This window comes from Pontibacter sp. HSC-36F09, from assembly GCF_024171605.1.
Taxonomy (GTDB): Bacteria; Bacteroidota; Bacteroidia; order Cytophagales; family Hymenobacteraceae; genus Pontibacter.
The window spans coordinates 335593-360597 of record NZ_JALKAA010000001.1 but is presented as its reverse complement, the minus strand read 5'-3'; the positions used below and the strand labels follow the sequence as shown (position 1 = coordinate 360597).

The window sequence follows — 25005 nt, the reverse complement described above, 5'->3', positions numbered from 1 at the left end:
TCTTGTGCTGCCGGTAGGCAGTGGGTATAAGGCAGTTAAATGCTTTTTACTCTTTTTTGTAAAGTAACGTTGTGCCCGCGTGCGGCCAGCCGACCAGGATTAATTGCCCAGGGCGAGCAGCACGTCAAATTCCTCGGCTTTGAGCGGCATCACCGACAGGCGCGACTGGCGCAGCAGGGCGATGTTTTCCAGGCGAGGGTCTTTCTTGATCTGATCCAGTGTTACGGGAGTCTTAAACTCACTTTCCGGAACCAGGTCTACCGCCATCCACTTCGGGTCGTCGGCGCTTGGGTCAGGGTAGGCGGCTTTAGCCACTTTGGCCATGCCCACGATGGCTTTTTCTGACACGCTATGGTAGAAGAGCACCAGGTCGCCGGGTTGCATGAGCTGCAGGTTGTTGCGTGCCTGGTAATTGCGGACGCCATCCCAGCAAACGCGGCCTTCTTTTACAAATCTGGCCCAGGAATAGGCCTCAGGTTCTGATTTTACTAACCAGTATTGCATGTGGTAAGGTATAGGTAATCGAATTTAAAATAAGCTGTTGGCCACAGACGGCCCAAAAGACAGCCCGTTACTCGTCCTGCACTTCCGGCTTTATTCGCACCTTCAGCACATTGTCTTTGAGCGACACGACTTCCATGGTATAGCGCTGCTCGGGGTAGCCGTTGCCTTGGATGTGCACCCGTATGGTGTTCTTGTCTTTGTACTCCCAGATGCCTATGTGTTCCTCCAGCCCGTCAGCAGGGGCGATCGCATACTGTTTGGCCACGCCTTCTTGCTCCAGCGCAAAACCGGTTCGCCCTCTGGATGGCGGAAAGTCGTAAGTGTTGGGGCGGTACACCAGCACATCATCCTCATCTTCTTCGTAAGAGTGTAACCAGGTCTGGCCCAGGAATTCGGCCTCCGCCTTTTTACGGCAGGTATTGGCCAGCAGCACGAGGCACAAAACGCATAGCAGCGAAGCGTATTTCATATTTTTGTTATGTGAGAATCTTTTTCAGACAGCTGAATAGATAGCCAAGTTAGGGATTTCCTGCTTTATATAGAAGCCCCATTATATAAAAGGCTGCCGGGCAGGGGTGGCAAAGGTATGGCGGCTTTTTCTATCTTTGTACTCATACACACACATTGTCTTGGAAAATAAGAAAATCATAAAGCTGTTTAAGCTGGCCGCCGAGCTCATGGAACTGCACGACGAGAATCCGTTTAAGGTACGCTCGTACGTGAACGGGGCCGCTGCGCTGGAACTGGTAGAGGAGCCGCTGGCGCTAAAAAGTCAGGCCGAGCTGGAAGGTATAACGGGCGTGGGCAAAAGCATTGCCGCCCGCGTGATCGAGATCACCGAAACGGGTTCTTTTACGGAGCTGGACCAGCTGCTGTCGGTAACGCCGCCGGGTGTGGTGGAAATGTTGCGCATCAAGGGAATTGGCCCGAAAAAGGTACGAACGCTTTGGCGGGAACTTGGTACTGAGACGGTAGAGGAACTGCTGGATGCCTGCGAACAGGACAAAGTGAGCAAGCTGAAAGGTTTCGGTGCCAAGACCCAGGAGAATATTAGACAGGCGCTGCTTTTTACGCAGCAGAATCGTGGCAAACTACTCTATGCAGAAGCCGAATCAGCTGCCCAGGCATTGCTGGAGCAGGTACAGCAGGCTCTTCCGGATGCTGAGGTAGCGCTCGTTGGCGATGTGCGCCGCTGTTTGGAGATTGTAGTGAAGCTGGAACTGGTGTTAGGAACTGATAATCCAACAGAAGCAGAAGCAGCCCTGAACAAACTGGATGAACTGCAGCAGGACGAGCTAAGCTCCGGCCCTATGGTATGGCGCGGCAAGCACAGTCTGAGCGGACTAGCCACCGAAATACGATTTGCGAGCCCGGCTAATTTCCAGAACGAACGCTTCATACGGTCCTCTTCACCAGAGCACCTGTCCCAGATATTTGCGGCCAACAAGAACATGCTCACTGTCGCCCGCGAAGGCAGCCACAGCTCTGAAGAGGATATCTACGACTCTGCAGGTATGGCCTATATTGTGCCGGAGCTGCGGGAAGGTACCAACGAGCTGCAACTGGCGATGGAAAACAAGCTGCCCAAGCTGCTCGAACTAAGCGACCTCAAAGGCATTCTGCACAACCACAGCACTTACTCCGACGGCGCCCATACCCTGGAGCAAATGGCCACCTACTGCCGCGACATGGGCTACCAGTATTTAGGTATATCCGACCACAGCAAGACAGCTGCCTATGCCGGAGGTTTGCGTGAAGGCGATGTGCTGCGCCAGCAGAAAGAGATCGACGAACTGAACCAGAAACTGGCGCCTTTCAGGATATTCAAAGGTATAGAATCGGACATCCTGGGCGACGGCTCCCTGGATTACGAAGAGGACATTCTGAAAACGTTCGACTTCATCGTGGCCAGTATCCACAGCAACCTCAACATGGACGAGCAGAAGGCTACAACCCGCCTGATCACGGCCATCGAGAATCCTTATACTACCATGCTCGGTCACCCGACCGGGCGTCTGCTGCTACGTCGCGAAGGCTACCCGATCAACCACAAAATGGTGATCGATGCCTGTGCTGCCAACAACGTGATCATCGAAATCAACTCCAATCCCTGGCGCCTCGACATCGATTGGCGTTGGGTACACTATGCGCTCGAGAAGGGCGTAATGCTGAGCATTAACCCGGATGCACACCACACCAGCGGCTACGACGACATGCGCTACGGTGTACTGGTAGGTCGCAAAGGCGGACTCACCAAAGAGATGACTTTCAATGCGAAGTCTGCGGAGGAAGTGGAAGCTTATTTTAAAACGCGGAAAGAGAAGATATAGTAGCGAATGCCGAAGATCCTCATACTCCGTTTTTCCTCTATCGGCGATATCGTGCTGACTACCCCGGTGGTGCGCTGTATTAAGCAGCAGGTGCCGGGGGCGGAGGTGCATTACTGCACCAAGCAGGGCTTTAGAGGTATACTGGAGCCGAACCCTTACATTGACAAGGTGCATACGTTGGGCGACAGCCTGGGCGAACTGGTACAGCAACTCAAGGCCGAGAACTTTGACTTTGTGGTGGACCTGCACAACAACCTGCGCACGCGTATCATCAAAACAAGACTAGGCAAGCCATCCAAAAGCTTCGACAAACTCAACTACGAGAAGTGGCTGATGGTGAATCTGAAAGTGAACCGCCTGCCCGATGTGCACATCGTCGAACGCTACTTGGCTGCTGTCGCTCCACTAGGTATACAGGACGACGGGAAGGGACTGGATTACTTTATACCTGCTGATGCTGAAGTAGACATTCATAGTTTGCCAGCTGGTTTTCAGAACGGCTATGTAGCTTTTGCCATCGGAGCTCAGCATTATACCAAGCGCTTGCCAGTGAAACGTATTATCGAACTTTGCCAGATTATTGAGCAGCCGATTATACTTTTGGGTGGTAAGGAGGACAGTCCCGATGGGGAAGTAATTGAAGCCTATTTTAAGATACATAGCATTCCCAAAACCATCTTCAACGCCTGCGGCAGGTATAGCCTGGCTGGTTCGGCCTCACTGGTGCGGCAGGCAAAGCAGGTGGTCAGTCACGATACAGGTCTGATGCACATTGCCGCGGCTTTCCAGAAGGATATCATTAGCGTCTGGGGAAACACCATACCTGAGTTTGGCATGTACCCTTTCCGGACCAGGTATAAGGTGCTCGAAGTAAACGGGCTGCCATGTCGGCCCTGTTCAAAAATAGGTTATAGCAAGTGCCCCAAAGGTCATTTTAAGTGCATGCGCGATATTGATTTCAGCGCTATAGAGCGACAGCCTTATAAGTTGTAGAGCAGCTTCGTTGTATAAATAAGCAGGTATAAAACAGCATCGCCCTCACAGGTATAGACTTGTGCGGGCGATACTGTTTTGTCAGGTATAGCTATACCTGACGAGTTGATTTATTGGAGTGGTTTTACGGTATAGCCGGCTCTTTGCAACAACTTCAGCAGGCCGTTTTCACCGGGTAGGTGCGCTGCGCCAACTGCAATGAAGGTTGACTGCTCTTTCATGATCGCAGGCAGTTTTGTCATCCAGTCTTTGTTACGGTCGTCCGTCATATAGGACATGTCGCCGCCACCGGTCAGCTCGTTGTATTCCTGCGATAGCGCCCAGATGCCATCCAGGTCTTTAGCAAAATACAACTGCACGAGTTTGTTTGAAATTTGCATAGCGACATCTTTATTTTTGATGTAAGCTACGAGTTGCTCTGCCTGTTTATCCAGCGGATAGTGGTTGTAAAGCAAGTCAAATTGCTGCTCCATGGTCTCGAGCGTACTCACTTTCTTATTGCTTTTCTTGGTGTGGCTGGTAAAGTACATGTCCAGTGGCTGGCCTGTATATTTTTTCAGTACTTCCATGTCCTGGTAGTCTTTCATAGAGAGCATCAGCATCACCGTCATCGGTTTCATCTGGTCGGCCATGCTCAGCTCAAAGCCATACTTTTCTTTCACTTCCGCGTTCACCAGCGCATAATCTTCTGCGCTCAGCAAAGTTGAAAGCTTGTTATCCTGCATGACCATTTTAGAACCCAACTGCATCATCATAGCTGAGTCGATTTCTGTTTCTACGACCAGGCCGTGGCTTTCCATGAAGCGCTCCATTACTTCCGGTGTCGTGTCCAGGTAGCTGGAGTTGAGCAGGTGGTAAGTGCCATACAGGTATGAGGGTTGCTTCAATCCATTGCCGCTGATCTCCCAGAGCAGCGATTTAGCCGAGGCAACAGGTTGTGCCTTGGCCGTAGTAGCTTTGGCTGGTTTTGATTTTACTTTTTGGGCCTGGCTGAGGGTAGGGCAGATAAGGAAGGCTACTAACAGGTATAGCCAGGCAATCTTGTTTTTGAAATGCATGTGTATAAGATGATAAAAGGTTGTTTCAGATAAAGTAGGATAGCTGTAGTTTTGCAAATGAAAATGCCAGCTGCTGTTTTTGTGCGCATGGCACCTATAAAGTTTCAGAAAAGTAATTAAGATGTCCAAATATAATTTGAATTGGCAAACCACCGACGAGCAACTACTCGATGCCCTGCTGCTGGCGACAGGCGGCGAGGGAGGTGCTACGCTGCAGGATGTGTTGCTGATGATCGATGCTCTGGACGGCGACGTGCTGGCATTGCAAGACCTGGAACAAGGACTCGAAAAGCTGGTGTCGGTTGGCTTTGTGCTGGTGCAGAAAAACAAGCTAGCCCTGACAGAGCAATTCCTGGCCAATTATGAGGAAGCGACGCTGAACTCGGCAGAAGAAGCACCTGAAAGTCCGTTGCAAAAACTGCTCTCGCAGACGTCCCTTACCGAAGCAGGTATACAGCAGGCCAGAAACGAAACGCTCAAAAAATACAAGCTTAAGAGTTATTACCAGCAGTACCTGGAGCAGTTCGGATAGGTCTTCGATTTAGAGATGTTGAGATTTGAAGATGATCAAAGAATGAATCCTCAATTTCTAACTTTAAGAATTGCAATCAAGAGTTAAGGTATAGGTCCAGAAAAAACAGAAGCGCCGCTGAAATAACCCAGCGGCGCTTCTGTTTTAAGGTATAGAGGAATCTCTACAACCTTAAAATTTTCACTTTCTAAGAAATCTTCTCAAAACCCAGGTATGGGTGCAGCACTTTGGGCATGTTGATGCCGTCTGGCGTCTGGTTGTTTTCCAGGAGGGCAGCTACAATGCGCGGCAGGGCCAGGGCACTACCATTGAGCGTGTGCAGCAGTTGTGTCTTGCCTGACTCGGTTTTGGATCGAAGCTTCAGGCGGTTTGACTGGTAAGTCTCAAAGTTAGAGGCAGAGCTTACTTCCAACCAGCGGTTCTGGGCGGTAGAGTATACCTCCATGTCGTAGGTGAGGGCAGAGGTAAAGCCCATGTCGCCGCCGCACAGACGGAGCACACGGTAGGGGAGCTCCAGTTTCTGCAGCAGGCCCTGGATGTAGCTGCTCATCTCCTCCAGCACTTCATAAGACTTCTCTGGCAGCGTGATCTGCACAATCTCCACTTTGTCGAACTGGTGCAGACGGTTGAGGCCGCGCACATCAGCTCCCCACGATCCGGCCTCTCTTCTGAAGCAGGGCGTATGGCCGGCGTTTTTGATCGGCAGTTGCTCCACCGGCACAATCACGTCGCGGTAAAGGTTTGTGATCGGCACCTCTGCCGTCGGGATCAGGTATAGGTTGTCTTCTGTGGCGTGGTACATCTGGCCGTCTTTGTCAGGCAGCTGACCCGTGCCGTAACCAGAGGCTTCGTTCACTAAAATTGGCGGCTGCACTTCTATGTAACCGGCCTTCATGGCCTCGTCCAGGAAGAAGTTGATGAGCGCACGCTGCAGTCGGGCACCTTGCTTCTTATATACCGGAAAGCCAGCGCCGGAAATTTTGTTGCCCAGTTCGAAGTCGATGATGTCGTATTGCTGGATCAGCTCCCAATGTGGCAGGGCGCCTTCGTGCAAGGCAGGAATTTCACCGTGTTGCAGAACTACTTCGTTGTCTTCTGCTGTTCTACCTTCAGGAACACTTGCATGCGGAAGGTTCGGCAACTTGTATAGTGCTTGCTGTATTTGCTCTTCGATGGCGGCCAGCTGCTCACTCAGCGATTTGGTCTGCTGCTTTAACTCTGATGTTTCTGCTTTGGAGGCTTCCGCTTTTTCGCGGTCGCCGTTCTTCATCAGTATACCGATCTCTTTTGAGATGGCATTGGCGCGGGCCTGAAGCTCATCGTGCTGGCTCTGCACCTGTCGGCGCTGCTGGTCCAGGGCTACAATAGCCTCTACCTCTTGGGCGGCATTTTTGTAGTTTTTCTTGGTAAGTCCAGCTATCACAAGCGCTGTCTGCTCTCTTAAAACGTTTAGCTGTAGCATAGTTTGGGTCGTTGTGTAGCTGCAAAAATATACTTTTTTAGGTTGTTAGCGGCATTTGCGAAATCTTTTAAGGAAAAACTGAAACATTTTCAACAAATTCCCCGCTAATATTTGTTAATTACTAAGCATTGCAATAACATTGCAGTGCAATTTATGGCAGGCCCTATCCTGAGCCGCACAAAACTCTATCGCATTCATTCATTTTCCGAATTAATAAGTCAAGCTCTCGCTGCGTCCGCCCATGCGTGCCAAGCAGGTTAATTTAACTACCATACCACATTTATGTACAAAATTGAAGAATTGAAAGATAGGCTTCTTTCAGAACTCAAGGAAATTGCAGAAGACCTGGGTGTCAAGAATTTCAAGAAACTCAGCAAACAGGATCTCGTCTACAAAATCCTTGATCAGCAAGCCATTACCCCTCCCGACAAATTGCCCAAAAAAGTAAAATCCTCCTCTAGCACAGCCGTCGCCAGCGAAACCGCAGCTATTGAAAACACAATTACCATCAGTGAAGAGAAAGAGGTGAATGAAGAGCAGGCGGCCCCTGTAGCCGAAACGACAGCCCAGCCAAAACCTGCCCGCGAAGCAGCCCGCCGCGAACAAACCAGTCCGACTTTAGTACAACAGGCAGCCCCCGTAAAAGACCATGGTCCGCAGCGTGAGCGTGTAACGACCCGCCGCGACAACCGCAACGATGGCGCCCCGCGTGAGCAGCGTCAGGAACAGCGTGTTGAGCGCACAGAGGCCCGCCCGGAACGCGCTGAGAGAACGGAGCAGCGTCCGGAACGTGTTGAGAGAACTGAGACACAGCGTCCAGAGCGCAACGATCGGAATGAGAGAAATGACAACCGCACAGAGCAGCGTGAACAGCGCCCTGAGGTTGGAAACCGTGCAGAGCAGCAACGCGAGCAGCGCCCTGAGGTAGGAAACCGCAGCGATAGCCGCAATGACCAGAACCGTGGCGGAGATAACGCACCGCGCCGTCAGCAGAATGCGGCCGCAAGCAGCAATAACTTCCGCGAATTTGACGGAATAATCCTAAATGAAGGTGTGTTGGAGCTGATGCAGGATGGCTACGGCTTCCTTCGCTCTACGCATTACAACTACCTGGCCTCGCCAGATGATATTTATGTGTCTCCTTCGCAAATCAAATTGTTTGGTCTGAAGACAGGCGATACTGTAAAAGGCCAGATCCGTCCGCCGAAAGAAGGGGAGAAGTACTTTGCCCTTCTTAAAGTGGATTTGGTGAACGGGCGTACCACAGAGGAGATCCGTGACCGTATACCTTTCCAGCACCTGACGCCGCTTTTCCCGGAAGAGCGTTTGAAACTGACCACCAAGCCTAACCTGCTTTCAACCCGTATCCTCGATCTGTTTGCCCCTATCGGTAAAGGCCAGCGTGGTATGATCGTGGCGCAGCCAAAAACAGGTAAGACCGTGTTGCTGAAAGAGATTGCCAACGCCATCTCCGAAAACCATCCGGAGGTATACCTGATGATCCTGCTCATAGACGAGCGCCCTGAAGAAGTTACTGATATGGCCCGCAGCGTGAGAGCGGAGGTAATTGCCTCTACGTTCGACGAAACTGCCGAGCGCCATGTGAAGGTTTCGAGCATTGTACTGGACAAGGCCAAGCGTATGGTAGAGTGCGGCCACGACGTAGTGATCCTGCTCGACTCCATCACGCGTCTGGCTCGTGCTTACAATACGGTAGTGCCTTCATCAGGCAAGATCCTGTCGGGTGGTGTGGATGCCAACGCGCTGCACAAGCCGAAGCGTTTCTTCGGTGCGGCCCGTAACGTGGAGAATGGCGGCTCACTGACCATCATCGCGACTGCCCTGATTGACACTGGTTCTAAAATGGACGAGGTGATCTTCGAAGAATTTAAAGGTACCGGTAACATGGAACTGCAACTGGACCGCAAACTGGCCAACCGCAGAATCTACCCGGCCATCGACGTGCCGGCTTCGGGTACACGCCGCGAAGACCTGCTCATGGATCGCGACGAACTGAACCGTATCTGGATCCTGCGCAAGTTTATGTCCGACATGAACTCCGTGGAAGCCATGGAATTCCTGAAAGACAGAATGCAGGGAACCAAGAGCAACGAAGAGTTCCTGATCTCGATGAACGGATAAGGCGTAGTTCAAATAAAAGAAAAGGCCCCTCTGCTATTAAGCAGAGGGGCCTTTTCTTTTATTTGAACTGAATGAGTGAATGAGTGAATGAGTGGTTGAGTGAATTGGTGAATGAGTGATTTTTGATTGGTGAATCTTTTATTTATTCATGGATTTTCGTGCTTTGGCCATGGTTGATAGAACTTCTGTGAATTCCTTTTGTAGGTTTAGAACGGTGGTAGCTGAAGTGGTACCAGACTCTTCCAGAAGCTCGAGCCAGAATAGACTTTCATCAGCCTCTTCTACTACAATACAAAGCTTAGCATAAAATTCTGCTGATGACCGGGCTCTACAAGCCGCTCTGTAATTTGCCGCAACTGATGTGGCAGAGCGCAGCAATTGTCGCTTCATAATAGTTGCTTCCTCCGTTTTTGGCAATTGCTTGCTAAACTTGATTACATCCAAGGCAAGCAGTTTGGTTCGCTGCCTGAAAAGCTCGGCAAATTGTTCTTTTGGTAAACGTTCTTTCTCCACTATACCTTAGTTTGATTTCCTGTGAAATCAAAAAGTAGCTGTTAAAGTTCAAAAACTCACCCAAGCAAAAATCACTCATTCACTAAATCACTCAATCCACCTAACTCCAAAACGGATAGTCCGGCTTAGCTAGCAGATAGACGGTATAAGTCAGCACCACGCCATAAACGATGTGCGCAAAAATGAGTGTGATCAAGTAGGTGCGGAGCGCTATGAGAGGTGGTCTGGGATGCACCAGAAAAAACAGGTACCAGATGAACATTGCCATCAGGCCATGTGCCAGTCCGAAAAGGAATCCCCAGGAAGCATTGATAAGACCGACACCTGAGTGCCACAGCGCGATGTAGAAGAGCGCGAAAATAATCCCAACCAGGTAGTGCGCTACGGTACCGTATACCTTGGTGCTGGTGGCCTCCGAGAGTGAGCCATCAGGTTGCGTGCGGTTCGTAAGCATTGTGCCCAGTATCCGGATTACCTTCATAACGCGGTGCGTCGCAAATGAGAGCAGGTATAGGAAGGCGGTCATGGCGGCGGTGGCGGCAAGTCCGCCTATTACAGCGTAGAAAAATTTCATGTGGAGACTGTTTTTGCTGTTATACGAAATCAGGCTACGTAGTTATAAGAGGCTGGCCTGTAGGAGGTTTACGAGGTATAAACAGTGCGTAGCAGGAGTATCAGAAAAAACGCCAGGCTGATACAGAGTGACGAGATCTTGTTCATGCGCATCGTGTTTTCGAAGTTTACCTCCTCAGGGTTCTTCCACGATCTTCGCACCCAATTCAGGAAAAAATAAGTAATTGGAGCGGTGAAAAGTAGGAAGACCAGAATATAGAGCAACTGACCCAACGCCAGGTATAGCCCGATTAGAAGAGCCGCTCCCAGGCTCAGCGCTATACCTGCAAACACGAAAGTACCCCGTATACCTAGCAGTAAACTCAGTGTTTTGTCTCCTCGTGCGCTGTCTTCCTGATGCTGGTAAATTTGCGTGAGCGGATACGAACCGCAGAGAAAAAGCGTGCTTACCAGGGCGAACCAAATATTCGGCGCTTGCAGAACCTGGTGAAACTCCAAATCAGACCCCACCTGTACCATCAGAAATGTGAAGGCTCCCTGAAAAATTGTAACAACCAGTGTGCTGATGACCGGATATTTCTTGAGCCGGATGTCCCGGTCGCTGTAAGCCTTGGAAACCAGCAGGTATAGCGCAACCATCAGGGCAAACAGAGGAGAAAGTAAAAAGCTAAGCAACACGGCCAGTACATCAAAAAGCAGCACCAAATGAAACAACTCCTGCGTGACTTTAGGCGGTTGCCGCAGCCCACCGATGCTGCCTTCGTCCCGGTCGTGGTAGGAGTTATAACCGTTGCTGGCAGGGTATACCAACACATGCAGAATCAGGAACACAGCCGCTGCCCGCCACCAGGTATAGCCATCTATCACGCTGAGCGCAAACCAGTACACCGGCATCAGGTATACCGAAAACGGAATCCGCATCAGGGTCAGGGCGCTGCCGTATTTTCCGATGACAGGTATAGCGACTGGTTTCAAGGTGTAAATTGTTGATTGTTAGTTATTGATTTATTGTCTCTCATTTACCAAAACTCTCAGATCTCAGGTTATCAATTCTCAGGTCATTCTTTACTCTTTTTTAATGTTGAAACCTCCCAATACAGCAATCAACAATTTTATTAATCCGGATAGCCGAGTAAATAAATAACCTGCTGCCCCGGTCCGCTACCGACAATGCCGCTGCGCCAGGTATAGCCGGGCGGCGTATGGACGTGCACCAGCAACTCATCGAGCATCCGTGGGTTGTAAAGCCTGAACAGCGAGACCAGGCCATCCCACATGATACCGAGCGGGATGATTGGTATAAGGTACGTGAACAGGAGTCGGCTGAGTATAAAAGGCCTGATAAAAGGTGTTACCAGCAGAATGATGATCGGGAAGGTAAGTAGGAAAATGATCAGTTCGGCCCAGGTCTTACCACCCCCTTCAAAAATGCCAATGGGCGCCCGCTGATCGGCGGTATTCTGCAAAATGGCAACCGCCTGCTCTGGTTTAAAGTGGTGAAAAGAAGAAAAGATGGTGCGTACGCCGTTTACCTGCGGCGGTACATTGGTGACATCCATTGGAGATGCAATGAAATCGATCAGACCACCGGACTCGGCTTGCAGGAATTCGTAAGCACCGATGTTAGGGTATAGGTCAGATAAGGTAACATGCACAGGCACTCCCATGCGTTGGCTCAGTGCTTCGCGTATACCTGCTATGCCGCCGCCGGCGCCGGAGCAAAGGTCAGTGAAGTGCGTTTGGCCGCTGCGACGGAGCAGATCCTCCAGCAGAGGTATAGCAGGGCCGTAAGCTCCGAGCTTCGAGATCATGAAACGCAGGAAATCGAGCATGCCCTGTCGGAAAATGTGCGGAAACCAGGGCTGGTCTTCTAGCTCGAATAGGTGCAGACGGAAGTTCAAGGGCAGCAGCGATTGTTTTGTTCGCATACTGCCCTCTGCCTATAAAAGTTACTACGGCAGCTTTGTGCCGCGCTGGCTCATCCAGGGGTGCAGCTCCATGATCAGTTTACCCGCTTTTACGGCTGGGTCTGCCTCGGTCAGGGCCTTCGCCTCCTCCAACGTGGCCACGTCAAAAATGAAGATGCCACGCAACTCGCCATTGTCCAGAAACGGACCGGCCATCACCAGTTTGCCATCAGCAGCCATCTTCCGGATATGCGCCATGTGCCCACGCTGGATGTTGTTTACCTCGGCTGTGTCGGTGGGCTGGTAAGGACCTTTTTTGAGCAGCGCCATATAATAAGTCTTCATCTGACTCATATCCATCTCACCAGACTTTTTAGTAGCTTCCTGCGCTGTAGCAGCCGGAGCCTTTTTGGTAGCAGGCTTTGCTTTGGATTGCGCCTGGGCACCAAACGTGCAGCAAATGCTGAGTGCCAGGGCTATACCTGTGGTTTGTAGCAGTTTTTTCATGGGGTAAAGGTATGCAAACTCAGTTACTTTCCACGATTCCTGCAGCACCAGCCCCAATGCTGAAGTTATCGCCAGAATTGCTGAACAGCTGCCAGTATTCTTCCTGTGGCTTACCCAGGTCAGGCGCTAAGGTCAGGCGGTCGCCGTTCACAAAAGTCAGGGCTATACCGTAAGCGTCTTTTATTTCTGCGCTTTCCACAGCCAGCGCCTGACTGCTGATCACCAGACCCTGCAGACGCTGGTCGCGGAGGTTGGCACCGGGTACTTTCCAGTCGAATTTGAGAGAAGGGAGACCGGGCTCGCGCTTGCGCATGAAGACCTCGCTGTGCTTGATGGTCTCGCCGTTGGCCAGCTCGAAGGTCCAGGGGCAGTTCACGGCCAGGGTATAGAGGCCAACGTCCAGAATCAATCCTTGCGGCGTGGTATAGCTAGTTTTGCCGAAGTGGAAGTACTGTACCAGTTCGCTGCGGGTGGTTTTGGTCAGTGGCAGCCCCTTGATCTTGTCGAACGCTGCCTGTAATTGCTCTTGCATGGTTGTGTGGGTAATGCTGTGCGGCAAAGATAGGCAGGGCCTGCCAAAGTTATAACAGCTTCTGCATATCGCTTGCTAAGTTTTATCCGTTTCTGAGAAAGTATTTGTACACAAAAGGTATATTTGCAGTAGATTAGAGAGAAGCGATCCGTAAAAATACAGGCAGTTTGCCCTGATGAAATAACATGCTGCAAGAGCAAGAAAAAGAACAAGTAAAGCAACCGGTTAAAAGGAGAAAGTCCGTTTACGGACACATCATTGGCTATACCTGGAAGCTGTTTCTGTTGGGACTGATGGTGGTGGTTGGCTACCTGGTGAGTGTGGAGTATAACTTCTTTTACCTCTTCGGCTCCTCCCCAAGTCTGGACAGGCTGGAAAACCCGCGTAGCGACCAGGCTTCGGAACTTTATACCGCCGATGGGCAGTTGATCGGAAAATACTTCCGTGAAAACCGCAGTCCGGTGGGCTATAAAGAGATGTCGCCGACGCTTATCAATGCGTTGATTGCCACCGAGGATATCCGTTTTTACGAACATGCAGGTATAGATCCGACGGCTATTTTCGGAGCCGTATACGACAACCTGCGCGGCGAAAGCCGTGGTGGCAGTACCATCACGCAGCAGCTGGCCAAAAACCTGTACAAGACCCGCACCGACGACGCAAAGGGAGTGCTGGGTCACATACCTGGTCTGAACATTGTCATCTCCAAAACCAAAGAGTGGCTTACCGCCATCAAGCTCGAACAGCGCTATACCAAGGAAGAGATCCTGGCGATGTACCTCAACACCGTGGACTTCGGCAGTAACTCGTTTGGTATACAGGTAGCCTCCAAAACCTTTTTCAACACTTCACCTGACAGCCTCAAGCCCGAGCAGGCCGCTGTGCTGGTGGGTTTGCTCAAAGCGCCGACTTACTACAGTCCCCGCTTCAACCCCGAGAATTCCACCCGCCGTCGCAACACGGTGCTGGAACAGATGGCCAAGTATGACTATCTCACCCAGGCGCAAGCCGACTCGCTGAGCCAAGTGCCGCTGGTGCTGGACTACAAAGTAGAAAACCATTACGACGGACCTGCGACTTACTTCCGGGGAGCTGTGGTTGACTTTATGAAGGAATGGTGCAAACAGAACGGCTACGACCTTTACCGCGACGGCCTCAAGGTATACACCACCATCGATTCGCGCGTACAGGCGCATGCCGAGGCGGCCATGGAGCAGCAGATGCGTACGCTGCAGCGCCGCTTCGACAACCACTGGAAGGGCAAAAATCCCTGGGTTGACGAGAAGAACAATGAAATTCCGGGCTTCATAGAAGAAACCATCAAGCGCACGGACTACTACAAGCGCCTCAAAAAGAAGCATGGCGACAACACAGCTGCGATCAACAAAGAACTGAACACGCCACGCGACATGATGGTGTTTACCTGGGATAACCCGGAACGCGAGAAAAAAATGACCATGTCGCCATTGGACTCACTGCGCTATTACAAGCGCTTCCTGCACGGCGGTATGATGACCATGGACCCCTTTTCCGGCGAGATCAAAGCCTGGGTGGGCGGTATCAACTACAAGTACTTCAAGTTCGACCACGTGAAGCAGGCGCGTCGCCAGCCGGGCTCTACTTTCAAACCATTCGTGTACGTGGCGGCCATCGACAACGGCTATTCACCCTGTGACAAGATTGTGGACACACGCATCACCATCAATTATGTAGAAAAAGGGGAGAAGAAAAGCTGGTCACCGAACAACGCCGACTGGCAGTATACCGGTGCGCCTATGACGCTTCGCCGTGGTATGGGTAAGTCAGTAAACTCTATTACGGCTCAACTCACTGAACTGGTTGGCTGGGAAACAGTGGTTGACTACGCACACAAGCTAGGTATTAGCAGTCCGCTGGACAAGGTGCCGTCTATTGGCTTGGGACCGAGCGATGTGTCGGTTTACGAAATGGTGGGAGCCTACGGTACATTCCCTAACCACGGTTTTCATACCGCGCCTCGTTTCATCACCCGCATCGAAGACCGTGACGGCAACCTGATCGAGCAGTTTGTGCCGGAACAGAAGAAGGTATTAAGTGAAGAAACGGCTTTCCTGATGATGCACATGCTCAAGGGAGGTATAGAAGAACCGGGCGGCACCTCACAGGCACTTTGGGAATACGACCTCTGGAAGGGCAACGAGATCGGTGGTAAAACCGGAACCACCTCCAATCACTCCGACGGCTGGTTTATGGGCGTAACTAAAGATCTGGTAACCGGTGTGTGGGTAGGCGGCGAGGACCGCAGCATCCACTTCCGTACCTCCAGCCTGGGCGAAGGCTCCAAGACGGCACTGCCGGTATACGGCCTTTTCATGGAGCGAATCTACCAAGACAAAGACCTGGGCTATACCATGGGCCGCTTCCCTAAGCCAACCGTTAAGATCAGCAAGAAGTACAACTGCACCACCGTGCTGCCAAAAGCTGAGCCCGACTCCCTTTTCCTCGACTTGAATTTTGAGATTCCTGAATTGATAGACATGTTTTAGGCTATACCTAACCCATAGAAAACAGCAGCGCCGACTATACTTATAGCCGGCGCTGCTGTTTTAAAGTATATGCTATACCTGTGAACACCTGTCAGACAGGTATAGGGAATCAGCTTTTGTCTTTGCTCTTGCTGTAGAAAGATTCCAGTGCCTCATCCAGGTAATTGTACTCGAAAGTAAAACCGGTCTGCATCACCTTATTGGCGCTCACGCGCTGGCCGCTTAGCACCACATCACTCATCTCACCGAGCATCAGGTTAAGGGCAAAAGATGGTACTTTAGGCAATACCAGCGGTTTGTTCATGGCTTCGGCCAAAGCTTCGGTAAACTCCTGGTTGGTGACAGGGTGAGGGGCCACGGCATTGTATACACCAGCAAACTGCGTGTCTTCAATGGCCCGGATGTAAAGGCGGCACAGGTCGTCGATGTGGATCCAGGACATGTACTGTTTGCCGCTGCCAAGTGGAGCGCCTGCCATCATTTTGATCGGCCGGGCCATCTGCGGCAGCGCGCCACCTTTTTCGCTCAGCGCTATACCTGTGCGCAGGATTACGGTGCGTATACCCAGGTCTTTGATTTGCCAGACAGCTGCCTCCCAGGCTTTGCACACTTCGGCCATAAAGTCATCGCCGTAGCTGCTCTCCTCCGACATCAGCTGGTCACCTGAGTTACCGTAAATACCGATAGCCGAAGCCGAAATGAAGCCTTTGACGTGGTGATTTTGCTGGCGGAGACCGTTGAGTAGCAGTTGCGTGCTATCTACCCGGCTGCGCAGAATCTCCTGCTTGCGTTCTTTTGTCCATTTCTCATCAGCCAGTCCGGCCCCCGCCAGGTGAATGAGGTAGTCAGCGTGCGTGATGGCATTCTCGTCAATAGTAGATTTCTCTATATTCCAGCGGAAAGTCTTATAGTGAGAGAATTTGTCGGGATTCCGGGACAGGTGCGCCACCTCATAACCCTGATCGATCAGCATCTCCGAAAGACGTAACCCGATTAGTCCTGAACCACCTGATATGAGTATTTTCTCAGCCATAAGTACTAATCGTTGTTATAAATTATATAGAAATATATCTATACGGGTAAGGACTAACTGAAAGTTGCTTTCAACGATTGAAACCGGCTGGCAGCGCAAAGGTTCGCTCTAAAAGCGGGGCTTATTTCTTGCGGATGTGGTTCAGGAATTCGTTGCGGTACTGGTCCTGCTCAAAAAGGCCGGAGTACTCCGCCGTGATGGTGCTGCTGCTCACATCGTTTACGCCACGGCTCATCACACAAAGGTGATCCGCCTCGATCAGCACGGCCACGTTCTCGGTCTGCAACGCCTGTTTCAGCTCGTTGGCAATCTGCATGGTCATGCGCTCCTGTACCTGCGGACGGCGGGCGTAGTACTGCACAATCCGGTTCAGTTTGGAAAGGCCGATCACATGCTCATTGGGCATATAGGCCACATGGGCTTTGCCAATTATGGGCACGAAGTGGTGCTCGCAGGAGGAGTACACGGTGATATCGCGCTCCACGAGCATCTGCTTGTACTTATACTTGTTCTCAAATCGGCGGAGAACCGGCTTGTTCTCCGGATGCAGGCCACTGAAGATTTCCTGCACATACATTTTAGCAACACGTAGCGGCGTTCCTTTCAGGCTATCGTCTGTGAGGTCGAGGCCCATGGTATGCATGATTTCACGGAAGTGCCTTTCAATGATCACGATTTTCTCAGCGTCAGAAAGGTCAAATGCGTCAGGGCGCAGCGGCGTTTCCAGAGAGCCCATTATGTGGTCGTCTAGTTCCTCCGCGTCGGGGCCCAGGTCCTGGTTATCCATTATATTCAACAAAGTTTCTTTCAGTTTCATAAAGCGTTACTACCAGTTCATACTCCCGGCTTATTTTTTCCCGCAATCGCTCCCAGATCACCATGGCAATGTGCTCGGCGGTGGGGTTCAGTTGTCTGAACTCCTCGGTGTCGAGGTTGAGGTTTTTGTGGTCAAACCTGTCGATTACCTCTTCTTTTACCAACTCGCTAAGTTTTTTCATGTCGTACACATAGCCGGTGTCCTCGTCCACAGCGCCCGTCAGCTTCACGATGAGCTCGTAGTTGTGCCCGTGGTAGTTGGGGTTGTTGCACAGCCCGAAAACCTCTGCGTTCTGCTCGTCGCTCCAGGCCGGATTGTGCAGGCGGTGGGCGGCATTAAAGTGCTCTTTTCTGCAGATCGTTATTTTCATTGCGGTTTAAACAGGTGGGCTGTGTTATTGTTCGCGTACGTGAAAAACTCACATTGGGCTAGCCGGGCTGTAAACCTACAAAGGTAAGCTTCGCAGCCCCTAAACCCAAACAGAACAGTCCCTAAATTAATCCGGGATCTTATATCTGAAATCTGCTATGGATTAACTATTTTCGTAGGTATACGATTGTTCCTGTCAAATCATTATTTCTAAGTAGAGTATGCGAGTAAAAGGATTGTTGGTAGCGGCCATGTTGCTGGTATCGGGTATGGCGAGTGCGCAGGTGATGCGTGTAGAGGAAAACGAACAGGTGGTGAGCGGCATAAAGCGCAGTGGCCAGCTACTGAACGTACAACTGGACCCTAAGTTTGTAGAGAAAATCTGGAAAGACCATTTGTCGCAGGAAGCGGGCAAGGTGAAGCACTCCAAGGGCGTTTATACCGTGGAGGAGGCAAAGCTGAAAAACATCAGCAAAGAGCCTGTACGCATCATCTCTACAGTGGGCACCCATACCAAGGGCAGCTACGTATGGTGGTCGCTGGACATGGGCACATCGCATCTTGATAAAGAAACGAATCCTGAGGTATACGCCGCTGCAGAGCAGTTTATGGAAAGCTTCGGCAAAAAGCTGTACCAGGAAGACGTGCTGCTACAGATCAACGAGGCCGAAGCGGTGCTGCGCAGCACCAAGAAAGAGCAGGACCGTGTTGTGAAGCAGGCCAACGACCTGCAACTGAGCATTGAGCGGAACAAGAAGCGCAAGCAGGAACTGGAAGCCGAACTGGTGCACAATGCCGACGAGCTGCGCCAACTGGAGCAGAATGTGGAGCTGAACGTGAAGCAGCAGGAGGCCAGCCGCCAGCAGGTGCAGGCCATGGAGAAAGCTGTGGATGAAGTGAGAACCAAATTGCGTGACATCAAATAAGGTATTGCTATACCTATACCTGTGTAAACAGAAAAGCCTCCGGATTTGGAGGCTTTTCTGTTTTAAGGGCGATACGTTAGAGTTTCATCCAGCGCTGTATTTCCTGTTCGGCGAACTGCTCGTTGCGCCAGCCTACAAACTTGCTTTTGGCGGTTGGGTTGTGGTGCACAAACCATTGCTGCAGGATGGCTTTAGCAGCAGGGTAGTCCGCCGTGAAGCTGTTGTAGTCAGCAGCGTTGATGGAACGCTCGCTCGGCCTGGCTGGTACCGCTATGATCTTGTGGTCCAGCTCGCCGGCTGTTTCCAGTTGCAGCACACCCACCGGAATTACTTCCATCACCGTACCCGTAGCGACGCTCCCAGTCAGCACGACCACTTCCAAGGGTTTTTTCTGCGCGTTGGTTTCTGTGGAAGGTATAAAGCCGAAGTTGGCAGGGTAGGGCAGGAAAGGGATAATGCGATCCTGGCCGGCCTGCTGCTCTGCTTCAAATGTCTTGGTCTGTTGGTTATAGTGGTGTTTTGTGGAGCTACCGGCCGGCACTTCGATAACGGCCTGTAACTGTTTCTTGCCATTGTAGGTTGGTAGGGCAGTGTAGTCTGTCTGACAGGAAGCCAGCAGGACCAGTAATAGTAACAGGAAGGTATAGCGCTGTAGTGTTATCATGGGTGAAGAGGAGGCAAAAGGTGGAGAGAAGGTATAGCTGCACAAATTTAGCAAGCCTGGCCATAGCAGGTATAGCCTGACTGACAAAGCAGGTATAAAAAAAGGGAGCCGTTTGCTATCAAACGGCTCCCTTTTTACTAAAACTATGGAAAACTTATGAAAACAGGTTCTTCAATTATCTTCTTTCCTTGATACGAGCAGCCTTACCTTGCAGCCCTCTCAGGTAGTAAAGTCTAGCTCTTCTAACACGGCCTTTTCTTACAAGCTCGATCTTCTCGATAGATGGAGAAAGCAGTGGGAAAATACGCTCCAGACCGATCTGGTTAGACACTTTTCTTACAGTGAAAGTCTCACCGTTTGTGTTAACGTTCTTGCGCTGAATAACAACGCCCTGGAACTGCTGGATACGCTCTTTGTTACCCTCACGGATTTTCACGTGGATGTTGATGGTATCACCAGACTGGAAAGTAGGGAAAGAGGCGCGCTTGTCTGTAGATTCCTGCTCGATAAATTTAAGTAATTCGCTCATGGCTATGTTGTTAAAGCTAAATATCTTCTTCAAAATTCGGACTGCAAAGATATGCAATTATTTATTACATAAGAATCTTTGCAGAAAAAAAATGTAAGTTTTTGAAACTTATACCTGAAAAGCGCAAAAGAAACGCTTTTTGCAATGTTATGACTGCTGCTTTGCTACTCGTTCAGTAAATCCGGTCGGCGTTGTCTGGTGCGCTCCACCGCCTGCTCAAAACGCCACTGCTCTATCTTTGGCCCGTCTCCGGAAAGCAAGATGTCAGGCACTGTCATACCTTTATAGTCTGCTGGTCGGGTATAAACCGGTGGTGCCAGCAGCCCATCCTGAAAAGAATCCGTCAGGGCAGAGGACTCATCGTTGAGCACACCCGGTATTATGCGGATGATGGCATCGGCCAATACAGCCGCTCCCAACTCGCCGCCAGACAGTACATAGTCACCTATGCTGATCTCGTGGGTTACGTAATGCTGTCGCACGCGCTCATCCACGCCTTTGTAATGGCCGCACAGGATGATCACATTGCGGAGAAGCGAGAACTGGTTTACTATTTTCTGGTTGAGCGTCTGTCCGTCGGGCGTCATGTAGATGACAGCGTCGTATTCCCGTTCCGCTTTCAGATCGGACAGCATCTTGTCAATCGGTTCGATCATCATCACCATACCTGCTCCACCGCCAAAAGCATAGTCGTCTATCTGGCCATGCTTGTTGATGGCATACTTCCGAAGGTCGTGTATGTGGATGTCTACCAGACCTTTTTGCTGCGCCCGCTTCACGATGGAATGGCTAAAAGGACTGTCCAGCAGGTCAGGCTGGCAACTGATGATGTCAAATCGCATGATAATGGGGGCTACTCGTCGCGGTCGTCGGCGTCGTCAGGGGTGCCGGGCTGGGTGTATACCTCCAGCAGGCCTTCCGGCAAATTCACGTGAAGCACTTTGGCTTCGTGGTCGGCTCTCACAAATACTTCATCCAGCACAGGAACCAGCATCTCCTGCCCGTTGTACTCCATGGCCATCAGCTGCTGCTGCGGCATGTCGTAAAAGTCTTTCACGGTGCCAAGCGGGCCATGGTTCTGGTCCACCACCTGGTAGCCGATCACCTCATGGAAATAGAACTGTCCTTCTTCCAGCTCCGGGAGCTCGTCGAGTGGCAGGTATAGGCTGACGTTGCGGAGCTTTTCGGCTTGCTCTATCGTTTTGATATCCTCAAAAGTGATAATAAAACGGCCTTTCTGTACGGGCTCCATTTTGTCAATAAAAAAAGGAATCAGCCTTCCTTGTTGTTCAAGAAAGACTGATTCCAGATCATCATAATCTTCGGGGTAGTCCACGTCAAAGAACGCAACCACTTGTCCCTTGATGCCATGGGTTTTGACGATGTGACCTAACAGGAAGCAGTCATCAATGTTCATGGCCGATGTAATTTATGCTTGCTCTTCAGTAGACTCGCCTTCAGCAGCTGGTGCCTCAGGAGCTTCTTCAGCTTCAGCAGCAGGAGCATCAGCAGCCAGCTTGGCAGCTTCACGCTGACGGATAGCCTCTGCACGAGCTTCTTTTACTTTCGTTTCAGCATCAAGAGCAGCCTTACGCTTCGCATCTTTTTCGGAGCCAAGGGTAGTACGCTTGCTTTCGATCTTAGCTTCTTTCTCTTTCTTCCACTCTTCGAAACGAGCATCAGCAGTTTCCTGCGTGATAGCGCCTTTCACAACACCGATCTGCAGGTGCTTCTTGTACAGAATACCTCTGTAAGAAAGCATCGCCTTCACTGTGTCAGTTGGCTGAGCACCGTTCATCAACCACTGGAACGCCTTCTCCTCGCTGAAATCGATAGAAGCAGGGTTCGTGTTTGGGTTGTAAGTACCCAGTTTCTCGATAAACTTACCATCACGTGGTGATCGAGCGTCAGCTACTACGATGTCGTAGATAGCAGATTTTTTGCGGCCTCTGCGGGCCAGTCTGATTTTAACAGCCATTGTTTATATAAATATGTAAGTCGGCGAAACCCGTCCGCCAGTTTTTAGAACCGCAAAGGTAGTGATTTTGTGCCGATTAATGCAAGGTTTTTACAGATTGATTTAGGGGAGACCTTTACAGGTATAGCATGGCAGTGGCGCTCCATCAGGTATAAGCTGTGCAAACGCTATACCTACTAAGGGTTCCGGCCTAGGTAGAGTAGTGATGTATCTAACAGTTTGTTCGTGCCGGGCTATACCTTATTACAAACAGAAAGCCCTCCGTTTCCGAAGGGCTTTCTGTATGATTAAGAGTTGATTTTTACTCTGGGTGGTCTGGCTGCTTTTACTTTGACAGGCTTCAGCTTGATGATGCTTAGTTTGTCCAGCGTCCAGATCACAGGCCAGGTTGGGTCCACTTCCCACCACTTCACACCAAAGTTTACGCGGTTAGGTAGTTTGTGGTGGTTGTTCTGGAACAGTTCACCGCCTGTCAGGAAGTCAAAGAAAAGCGAGTTGCGCGACTTGTCGTTGTTGTCGAAGTTCTGGTAACCATACTTGTGTCCGCTCCAGTTTACGATCGCGCCGTGCACCGGACCCATCAGGAAGTGAAGCGGCAGCAGCAGGAACATCCACCACTGCGTGGCGAAGGCGATGTAAAACAGCACATAAGCCACGCCCCAGCCAATACGAGAAACCTTTGAATCCCCGATCTTCTCGAGTGCAGGCCAGTGTGGGTAGTCGCCATCAAAGCGGCGCTCCGGCTCCACGCGGTGGTTGAGTACGTCGTTGTAAATGTTCTTGGTTTTCCACATCATCGCAAATGCGTTGTTGGAGTAATGTGGCGAATGCGGGTCACGCGCTGTGTCGGAGAAGGCGTGGTGCATGCGGTGCAAAATAGCATAGGCGCGTGGCGACAAGAAGGAAGAGCCTTGCGCGATGTACGTCAGCAGGTAAAATGCTTTCTCCCAGATCGGGTTCATGGTGAACATCTTGTGTGCAGCGTATCGGTGCAGGAAGAAGGTTTGCACGAACAGCGATACGTACCAGTGCAAAACGAAGAAAATAAGTATGGCCATTAAGCAATAAGTATATGGAGGTGATTAATTCTGATTCAGGTATAGTGGTTGCTCAAGGCACCCACCAAGCCTCCGCAAAATTACGATCTGATTCTATAGAAAGAATAAAAACCGGTATAAAAGTTCAGAAAGATGATAAATGTCAGTTTGCGGAAAGCGGTAATGATCAATAAATAAGGAGGAGTTCAGAAAATTGTTGGGTTATTACTACAGGTTATGGTATAAGGCGATAACCTATTTGATAAAAGTGACGCCGAAGCAAGTGGACTGATGGGTGGTTCGCCAATCGGTTAACCTTTTACGGATTAATTCTCAATCAGCAGGAAGCATTACACCAAGCTATTCTTTCGGCCTGAAAGGTGACCAGATCGGAGCAGCAGGCAGAGGTGCAGTGACAGTAATCATGGTCTTCAGGGTAGGATGCTCGAACTGTAGGCTGCGGGCATGCAGGGCGATGCTCTTGTCGGGTAGTGGTTTACTGGCGCCATACCTCAGGTCACCTACAATGGGGCAGTTCATGGAGGCCAGCTGCACCCGGATCTGGTGCGGACGGCCCGTCACCGGATTCACTTCCAGCAGGTAGACGTTGTCATGTTGCCCGACCAGGCGGTAGCTCAGCTCGGAGCGTAGCCCACTTTTGCTTTCGCGGGCGTAGGCTTTGGTCACGTTGCGACTGCTGTCCTTTATGAGCCAGTGCACGAGTGTCTGCTCAGGTATAGCAGGCCGGTTGAACACGATCGCCCAATAGGTTTTTACAGTCTTTTTGCTTCGGAAGAGTTCGTTGAGGCGGGTAAGGGCTTTCGAGGTTTTGGCCAGGAGCACCACCCCGCTCACCGGTCTGTCCAAACGGTGTACAACCCCGATGTAGACATTGCCCGGCTTGTTGTACTTCTCTTTGATGTAGGCTTTGGCCAGGTCAGCAAGACATTCATCGCCGGTTTCATCGCCGTGCACGAGCAGTCCAGCCGGCTTATTCACCACCAGCACATGGTTATCCTCAAAAAGAACATCTAAGGCCATAGGTATAGATTAGGGGAGGGGCGTAAGCCTAACATGTTGGCGAGCCCAGTGTGAGTGTAGCTTTTGTGCAGTGAGAAGTACAGTTTGAAACGAAAGGTAAGAGAGTTATACCTCAGAGATACTACTCCAGGTATAACTCTCCAATTCGTCACCTCTCTAACTTTAATAGGCTTCTTTCTCGTTCGGGAAATCTTTGCTCTTAACATCCTTCACGTAGTTCTGCACGGCATCAGTCATAATAGTATGCAGATCGGCGTAGCGACGCAGGAAGCGGGGTTTGAATTCTTTGTTGATGCCCAGCATGTCGTGTACCACCAGCACTTGTCCATCCACGTGCGGGCCCGCGCCTATACCTATGATCGGAATTTCCAGCTTTTCGGCAACGCGCTTGGCCAGTTCCGAAGGAATTTTCTCCAGCACGATCGAGAAACAGCCCAGTTCCTGTAGCAGGAGGGCGTCGTCGATCAGCTTCTGCGCTTCGGCTTCTTCTTTGGCGCGTACGGTATAGGTGCCGAACTTATATATAGACTGTGGGGTCAGGCCCAGGTGGCCCATCACAGGTACGCCCGCACTCAGGATGCGCACGATCGATTCCTTTATCTCAGCACCGCCTTCCAGCTTGATACCATGTGCGCCAGACTCCTTCATGATGCGGATGGTAGAACGCAGCGCCTCCGAAGAATTGCCCTGGTAAGAGCCGAAGGGCAGGTCCACCACCACAAAGGCGCGGTTCACGCCCCGTATTACCGAAGAGGCATGGTAGATCATCTGGTCCAGTGTAATGGGGAGCGTTGTCTCGTGGCCGGCCATTACGTTGGAGGCAGAGTCACCGACAAGCAGTACGTCTACGCCGGCTGCGTCCAGAATGGTGGCCATCGAGTAGTCGTAAGCTGTGAGCATGGAGATCTTCTCGCCGCGCTCTTTCATATTCTGCAGCTGGTGCGTGGTAACTTTTTTTACGTCGCTTTTATGAACAGACATAGGATGCTGGTTTGGGTTCGATTCAAAAGTATGAAATTCAAAACAAAACAGC

Annotated in this window: 28 protein-coding genes; 7 read left to right on the top strand and 21 right to left on the bottom strand. The window is 50.9% G+C overall.

The window, feature by feature from the left end:
* Positions 1–99: 99 nt before the first annotated feature.
* Entirely contained in the window at positions 100–504 is a 405-nt protein-coding gene (locus L1278_RS01575) for an EVE domain-containing protein (protein ID WP_253400750.1), read from the bottom strand.
* Between the two features lie 67 nt (positions 505–571).
* Entirely contained in the window at positions 572–973 is a 402-nt protein-coding gene (locus L1278_RS01570) for a hypothetical protein (protein ID WP_253400749.1), read from the bottom strand.
* Positions 974–1133: 160 nt separating this feature from the next.
* On the opposite strand from L1278_RS01570, the gene L1278_RS01565 reads away from it, so the two are divergent.
* Both L1278_RS01565 and L1278_RS01560 read left to right on the top strand, forming a co-directional pair.
* Complete coding sequence (locus L1278_RS01565; protein WP_253400748.1) at positions 1134–2834, top strand: helix-hairpin-helix domain-containing protein; 1701 nt, start codon at positions 1134–1136, stop codon at positions 2832–2834.
* 6 nt (positions 2835–2840) lie between these two features.
* The gene (locus L1278_RS01560) at positions 2841–3827 is read left to right on the top strand and encodes a glycosyltransferase family 9 protein (protein ID WP_253400747.1); all 987 of its coding nucleotides are present in this window, start codon (positions 2841–2843) and stop codon (positions 3825–3827) included.
* A gap of 110 nt (positions 3828–3937) precedes the next feature.
* Here the strand turns inward: L1278_RS01560 and L1278_RS01555 are convergent, their stop codons facing one another.
* Positions 3938–4885, bottom strand: coding sequence for a TraB/GumN family protein (locus L1278_RS01555; RefSeq protein ID WP_253400746.1), 948 nt, complete (start codon positions 4883–4885; stop codon positions 3938–3940).
* Between the two features lie 121 nt (positions 4886–5006).
* Here L1278_RS01555 and L1278_RS01550 point away from each other — a divergent pair, with 121 nt between their 5' ends.
* Positions 5007–5417, top strand: a complete 411-nt coding sequence (locus tag L1278_RS01550) for a hypothetical protein (protein WP_253400745.1) — start codon at positions 5007–5009, stop codon at positions 5415–5417.
* 187 nt (positions 5418–5604) lie between these two features.
* On the opposite strand, the gene serS is transcribed toward L1278_RS01550, so the two are convergent.
* Entirely contained in the window at positions 5605–6879 is a 1275-nt protein-coding gene (gene serS, locus L1278_RS01545) for a serine--tRNA ligase (protein ID WP_253400744.1), read from the bottom strand.
* 282 nt (positions 6880–7161) lie between these two features.
* Between serS and rho the strand changes: the two genes are divergently transcribed.
* Positions 7162–9021: a transcription termination factor Rho gene (rho, locus tag L1278_RS01540; RefSeq protein WP_253400743.1), complete on the top strand. Its 1860-nt coding sequence runs from the start codon at positions 7162–7164 to the stop codon at positions 9019–9021.
* A 138-nt stretch (positions 9022–9159) separates the two neighbouring features.
* Here the strand turns inward: rho and L1278_RS01535 are convergent, their stop codons facing one another.
* The 6 genes from L1278_RS01535 to L1278_RS01510 all read right to left on the bottom strand — a co-directional run bounded on the left by L1278_RS01535 (position 9160) and on the right by L1278_RS01510 (position 13053).
* The gene (locus tag L1278_RS01535; RefSeq protein WP_253400742.1) at positions 9160–9534 is read right to left on the bottom strand and encodes a four helix bundle protein; all 375 of its coding nucleotides are present in this window, start codon (positions 9532–9534) and stop codon (positions 9160–9162) included.
* Between the two features lie 100 nt (positions 9535–9634).
* Positions 9635–10108 carry a hypothetical protein gene (locus L1278_RS01530; RefSeq protein ID WP_253400741.1) on the bottom strand — a complete coding sequence of 158 codons (474 nt, stop codon included), beginning with the start codon at positions 10106–10108 and terminating at the stop codon, positions 9635–9637.
* Positions 10109–10176: 68 nt separating this feature from the next.
* Positions 10177–11082, bottom strand: coding sequence for a UbiA family prenyltransferase (locus L1278_RS01525; RefSeq protein WP_253400740.1), 906 nt, complete (start codon positions 11080–11082; stop codon positions 10177–10179).
* 140 nt (positions 11083–11222) lie between these two features.
* Entirely contained in the window at positions 11223–12035 is an 813-nt protein-coding gene (locus L1278_RS01520; RefSeq protein WP_253400739.1) for a class I SAM-dependent methyltransferase, read from the bottom strand.
* A gap of 24 nt (positions 12036–12059) precedes the next feature.
* Entirely contained in the window at positions 12060–12521 is a 462-nt protein-coding gene (locus L1278_RS01515) for a YciI family protein (protein WP_253400738.1), read from the bottom strand.
* A gap of 19 nt (positions 12522–12540) precedes the next feature.
* Positions 12541–13053, bottom strand: coding sequence for a hypothetical protein (locus tag L1278_RS01510; RefSeq protein ID WP_253400737.1), 513 nt, complete (start codon positions 13051–13053; stop codon positions 12541–12543).
* A gap of 185 nt (positions 13054–13238) precedes the next feature.
* On the opposite strand from L1278_RS01510, the gene L1278_RS01505 reads away from it, so the two are divergent.
* Positions 13239–15578, top strand: coding sequence for a penicillin-binding protein 1A (locus L1278_RS01505; protein WP_253400736.1), 2340 nt, complete (start codon positions 13239–13241; stop codon positions 15576–15578).
* Between the two features lie 109 nt (positions 15579–15687).
* Here the strand turns inward: L1278_RS01505 and L1278_RS01500 are convergent, their stop codons facing one another.
* The 3 genes from L1278_RS01500 to L1278_RS01490 form a co-directional block, all read right to left on the bottom strand.
* Positions 15688–16611, bottom strand: coding sequence for a TIGR01777 family oxidoreductase (locus L1278_RS01500; protein ID WP_253400735.1), 924 nt, complete (start codon positions 16609–16611; stop codon positions 15688–15690).
* 121 nt (positions 16612–16732) lie between these two features.
* Positions 16733–17428, bottom strand: a complete 696-nt coding sequence (folE, locus tag L1278_RS01495) for a GTP cyclohydrolase I FolE (RefSeq protein ID WP_371927300.1) — start codon at positions 17426–17428, stop codon at positions 16733–16735.
* On the bottom strand, positions 17391–17798 hold the full coding sequence (locus tag L1278_RS01490) for a 6-carboxytetrahydropterin synthase (RefSeq protein ID WP_253400734.1): 408 nt from the start codon (positions 17796–17798) through the stop codon (positions 17391–17393). The genes folE and L1278_RS01490 overlap by 38 nt, the downstream gene beginning before the upstream one ends.
* A gap of 220 nt (positions 17799–18018) precedes the next feature.
* On the opposite strand from L1278_RS01490, the gene L1278_RS01485 reads away from it, so the two are divergent.
* Positions 18019–18723 (top strand): DNA repair ATPase, encoded by a 705-nt coding sequence (locus L1278_RS01485; protein ID WP_253400733.1) that lies wholly within the window; start codon positions 18019–18021, stop codon positions 18721–18723.
* Between the two features lie 76 nt (positions 18724–18799).
* Here the strand turns inward: L1278_RS01485 and L1278_RS01480 are convergent, their stop codons facing one another.
* From L1278_RS01480 to L1278_RS01455, 6 genes are all read right to left on the bottom strand, one after another.
* Entirely contained in the window at positions 18800–19387 is a 588-nt protein-coding gene (locus L1278_RS01480) for an inorganic diphosphatase (RefSeq protein ID WP_253400732.1), read from the bottom strand.
* 175 nt (positions 19388–19562) lie between these two features.
* Positions 19563–19916 (bottom strand): 50S ribosomal protein L19, encoded by a 354-nt coding sequence (gene rplS / locus L1278_RS01475; protein ID WP_007657440.1) that lies wholly within the window; start codon positions 19914–19916, stop codon positions 19563–19565.
* A 164-nt stretch (positions 19917–20080) separates the two neighbouring features.
* A complete protein-coding gene (gene trmD, locus L1278_RS01470) occupies positions 20081–20758 on the bottom strand; it encodes a tRNA (guanosine(37)-N1)-methyltransferase TrmD (RefSeq protein ID WP_253400731.1) in 678 nt (225 codons plus the stop codon).
* A gap of 11 nt (positions 20759–20769) precedes the next feature.
* On the bottom strand, positions 20770–21333 hold the full coding sequence (rimM, locus tag L1278_RS01465; RefSeq protein WP_220627007.1) for a ribosome maturation factor RimM: 564 nt from the start codon (positions 21331–21333) through the stop codon (positions 20770–20772).
* A 12-nt stretch (positions 21334–21345) separates the two neighbouring features.
* On the bottom strand, positions 21346–21894 hold the full coding sequence (locus tag L1278_RS01460) for a 30S ribosomal protein S16 (protein WP_253400730.1): 549 nt from the start codon (positions 21892–21894) through the stop codon (positions 21346–21348).
* Positions 21895–22181: 287 nt separating this feature from the next.
* Positions 22182–22952, bottom strand: coding sequence for an acyl-CoA desaturase (locus tag L1278_RS01455; RefSeq protein WP_253400729.1), 771 nt, complete (start codon positions 22950–22952; stop codon positions 22182–22184).
* Between the two features lie 14 nt (positions 22953–22966).
* Between L1278_RS01455 and L1278_RS01450 the strand changes: the two genes are divergently transcribed.
* Complete coding sequence (locus L1278_RS01450; protein ID WP_253400728.1) at positions 22967–23125, top strand: hypothetical protein; 159 nt, start codon at positions 22967–22969, stop codon at positions 23123–23125.
* A gap of 166 nt (positions 23126–23291) precedes the next feature.
* On the opposite strand, the gene L1278_RS01445 is transcribed toward L1278_RS01450, so the two are convergent.
* Positions 23292–23972, bottom strand: coding sequence for an RluA family pseudouridine synthase (locus L1278_RS01445; RefSeq protein WP_253400727.1), 681 nt, complete (start codon positions 23970–23972; stop codon positions 23292–23294).
* A 162-nt stretch (positions 23973–24134) separates the two neighbouring features.
* On the bottom strand, positions 24135–24953 hold the full coding sequence (gene panB / locus L1278_RS01440; RefSeq protein ID WP_253400726.1) for a 3-methyl-2-oxobutanoate hydroxymethyltransferase: 819 nt from the start codon (positions 24951–24953) through the stop codon (positions 24135–24137).
* Between the last annotated feature and the right edge of the window lie 52 nt (positions 24954–25005).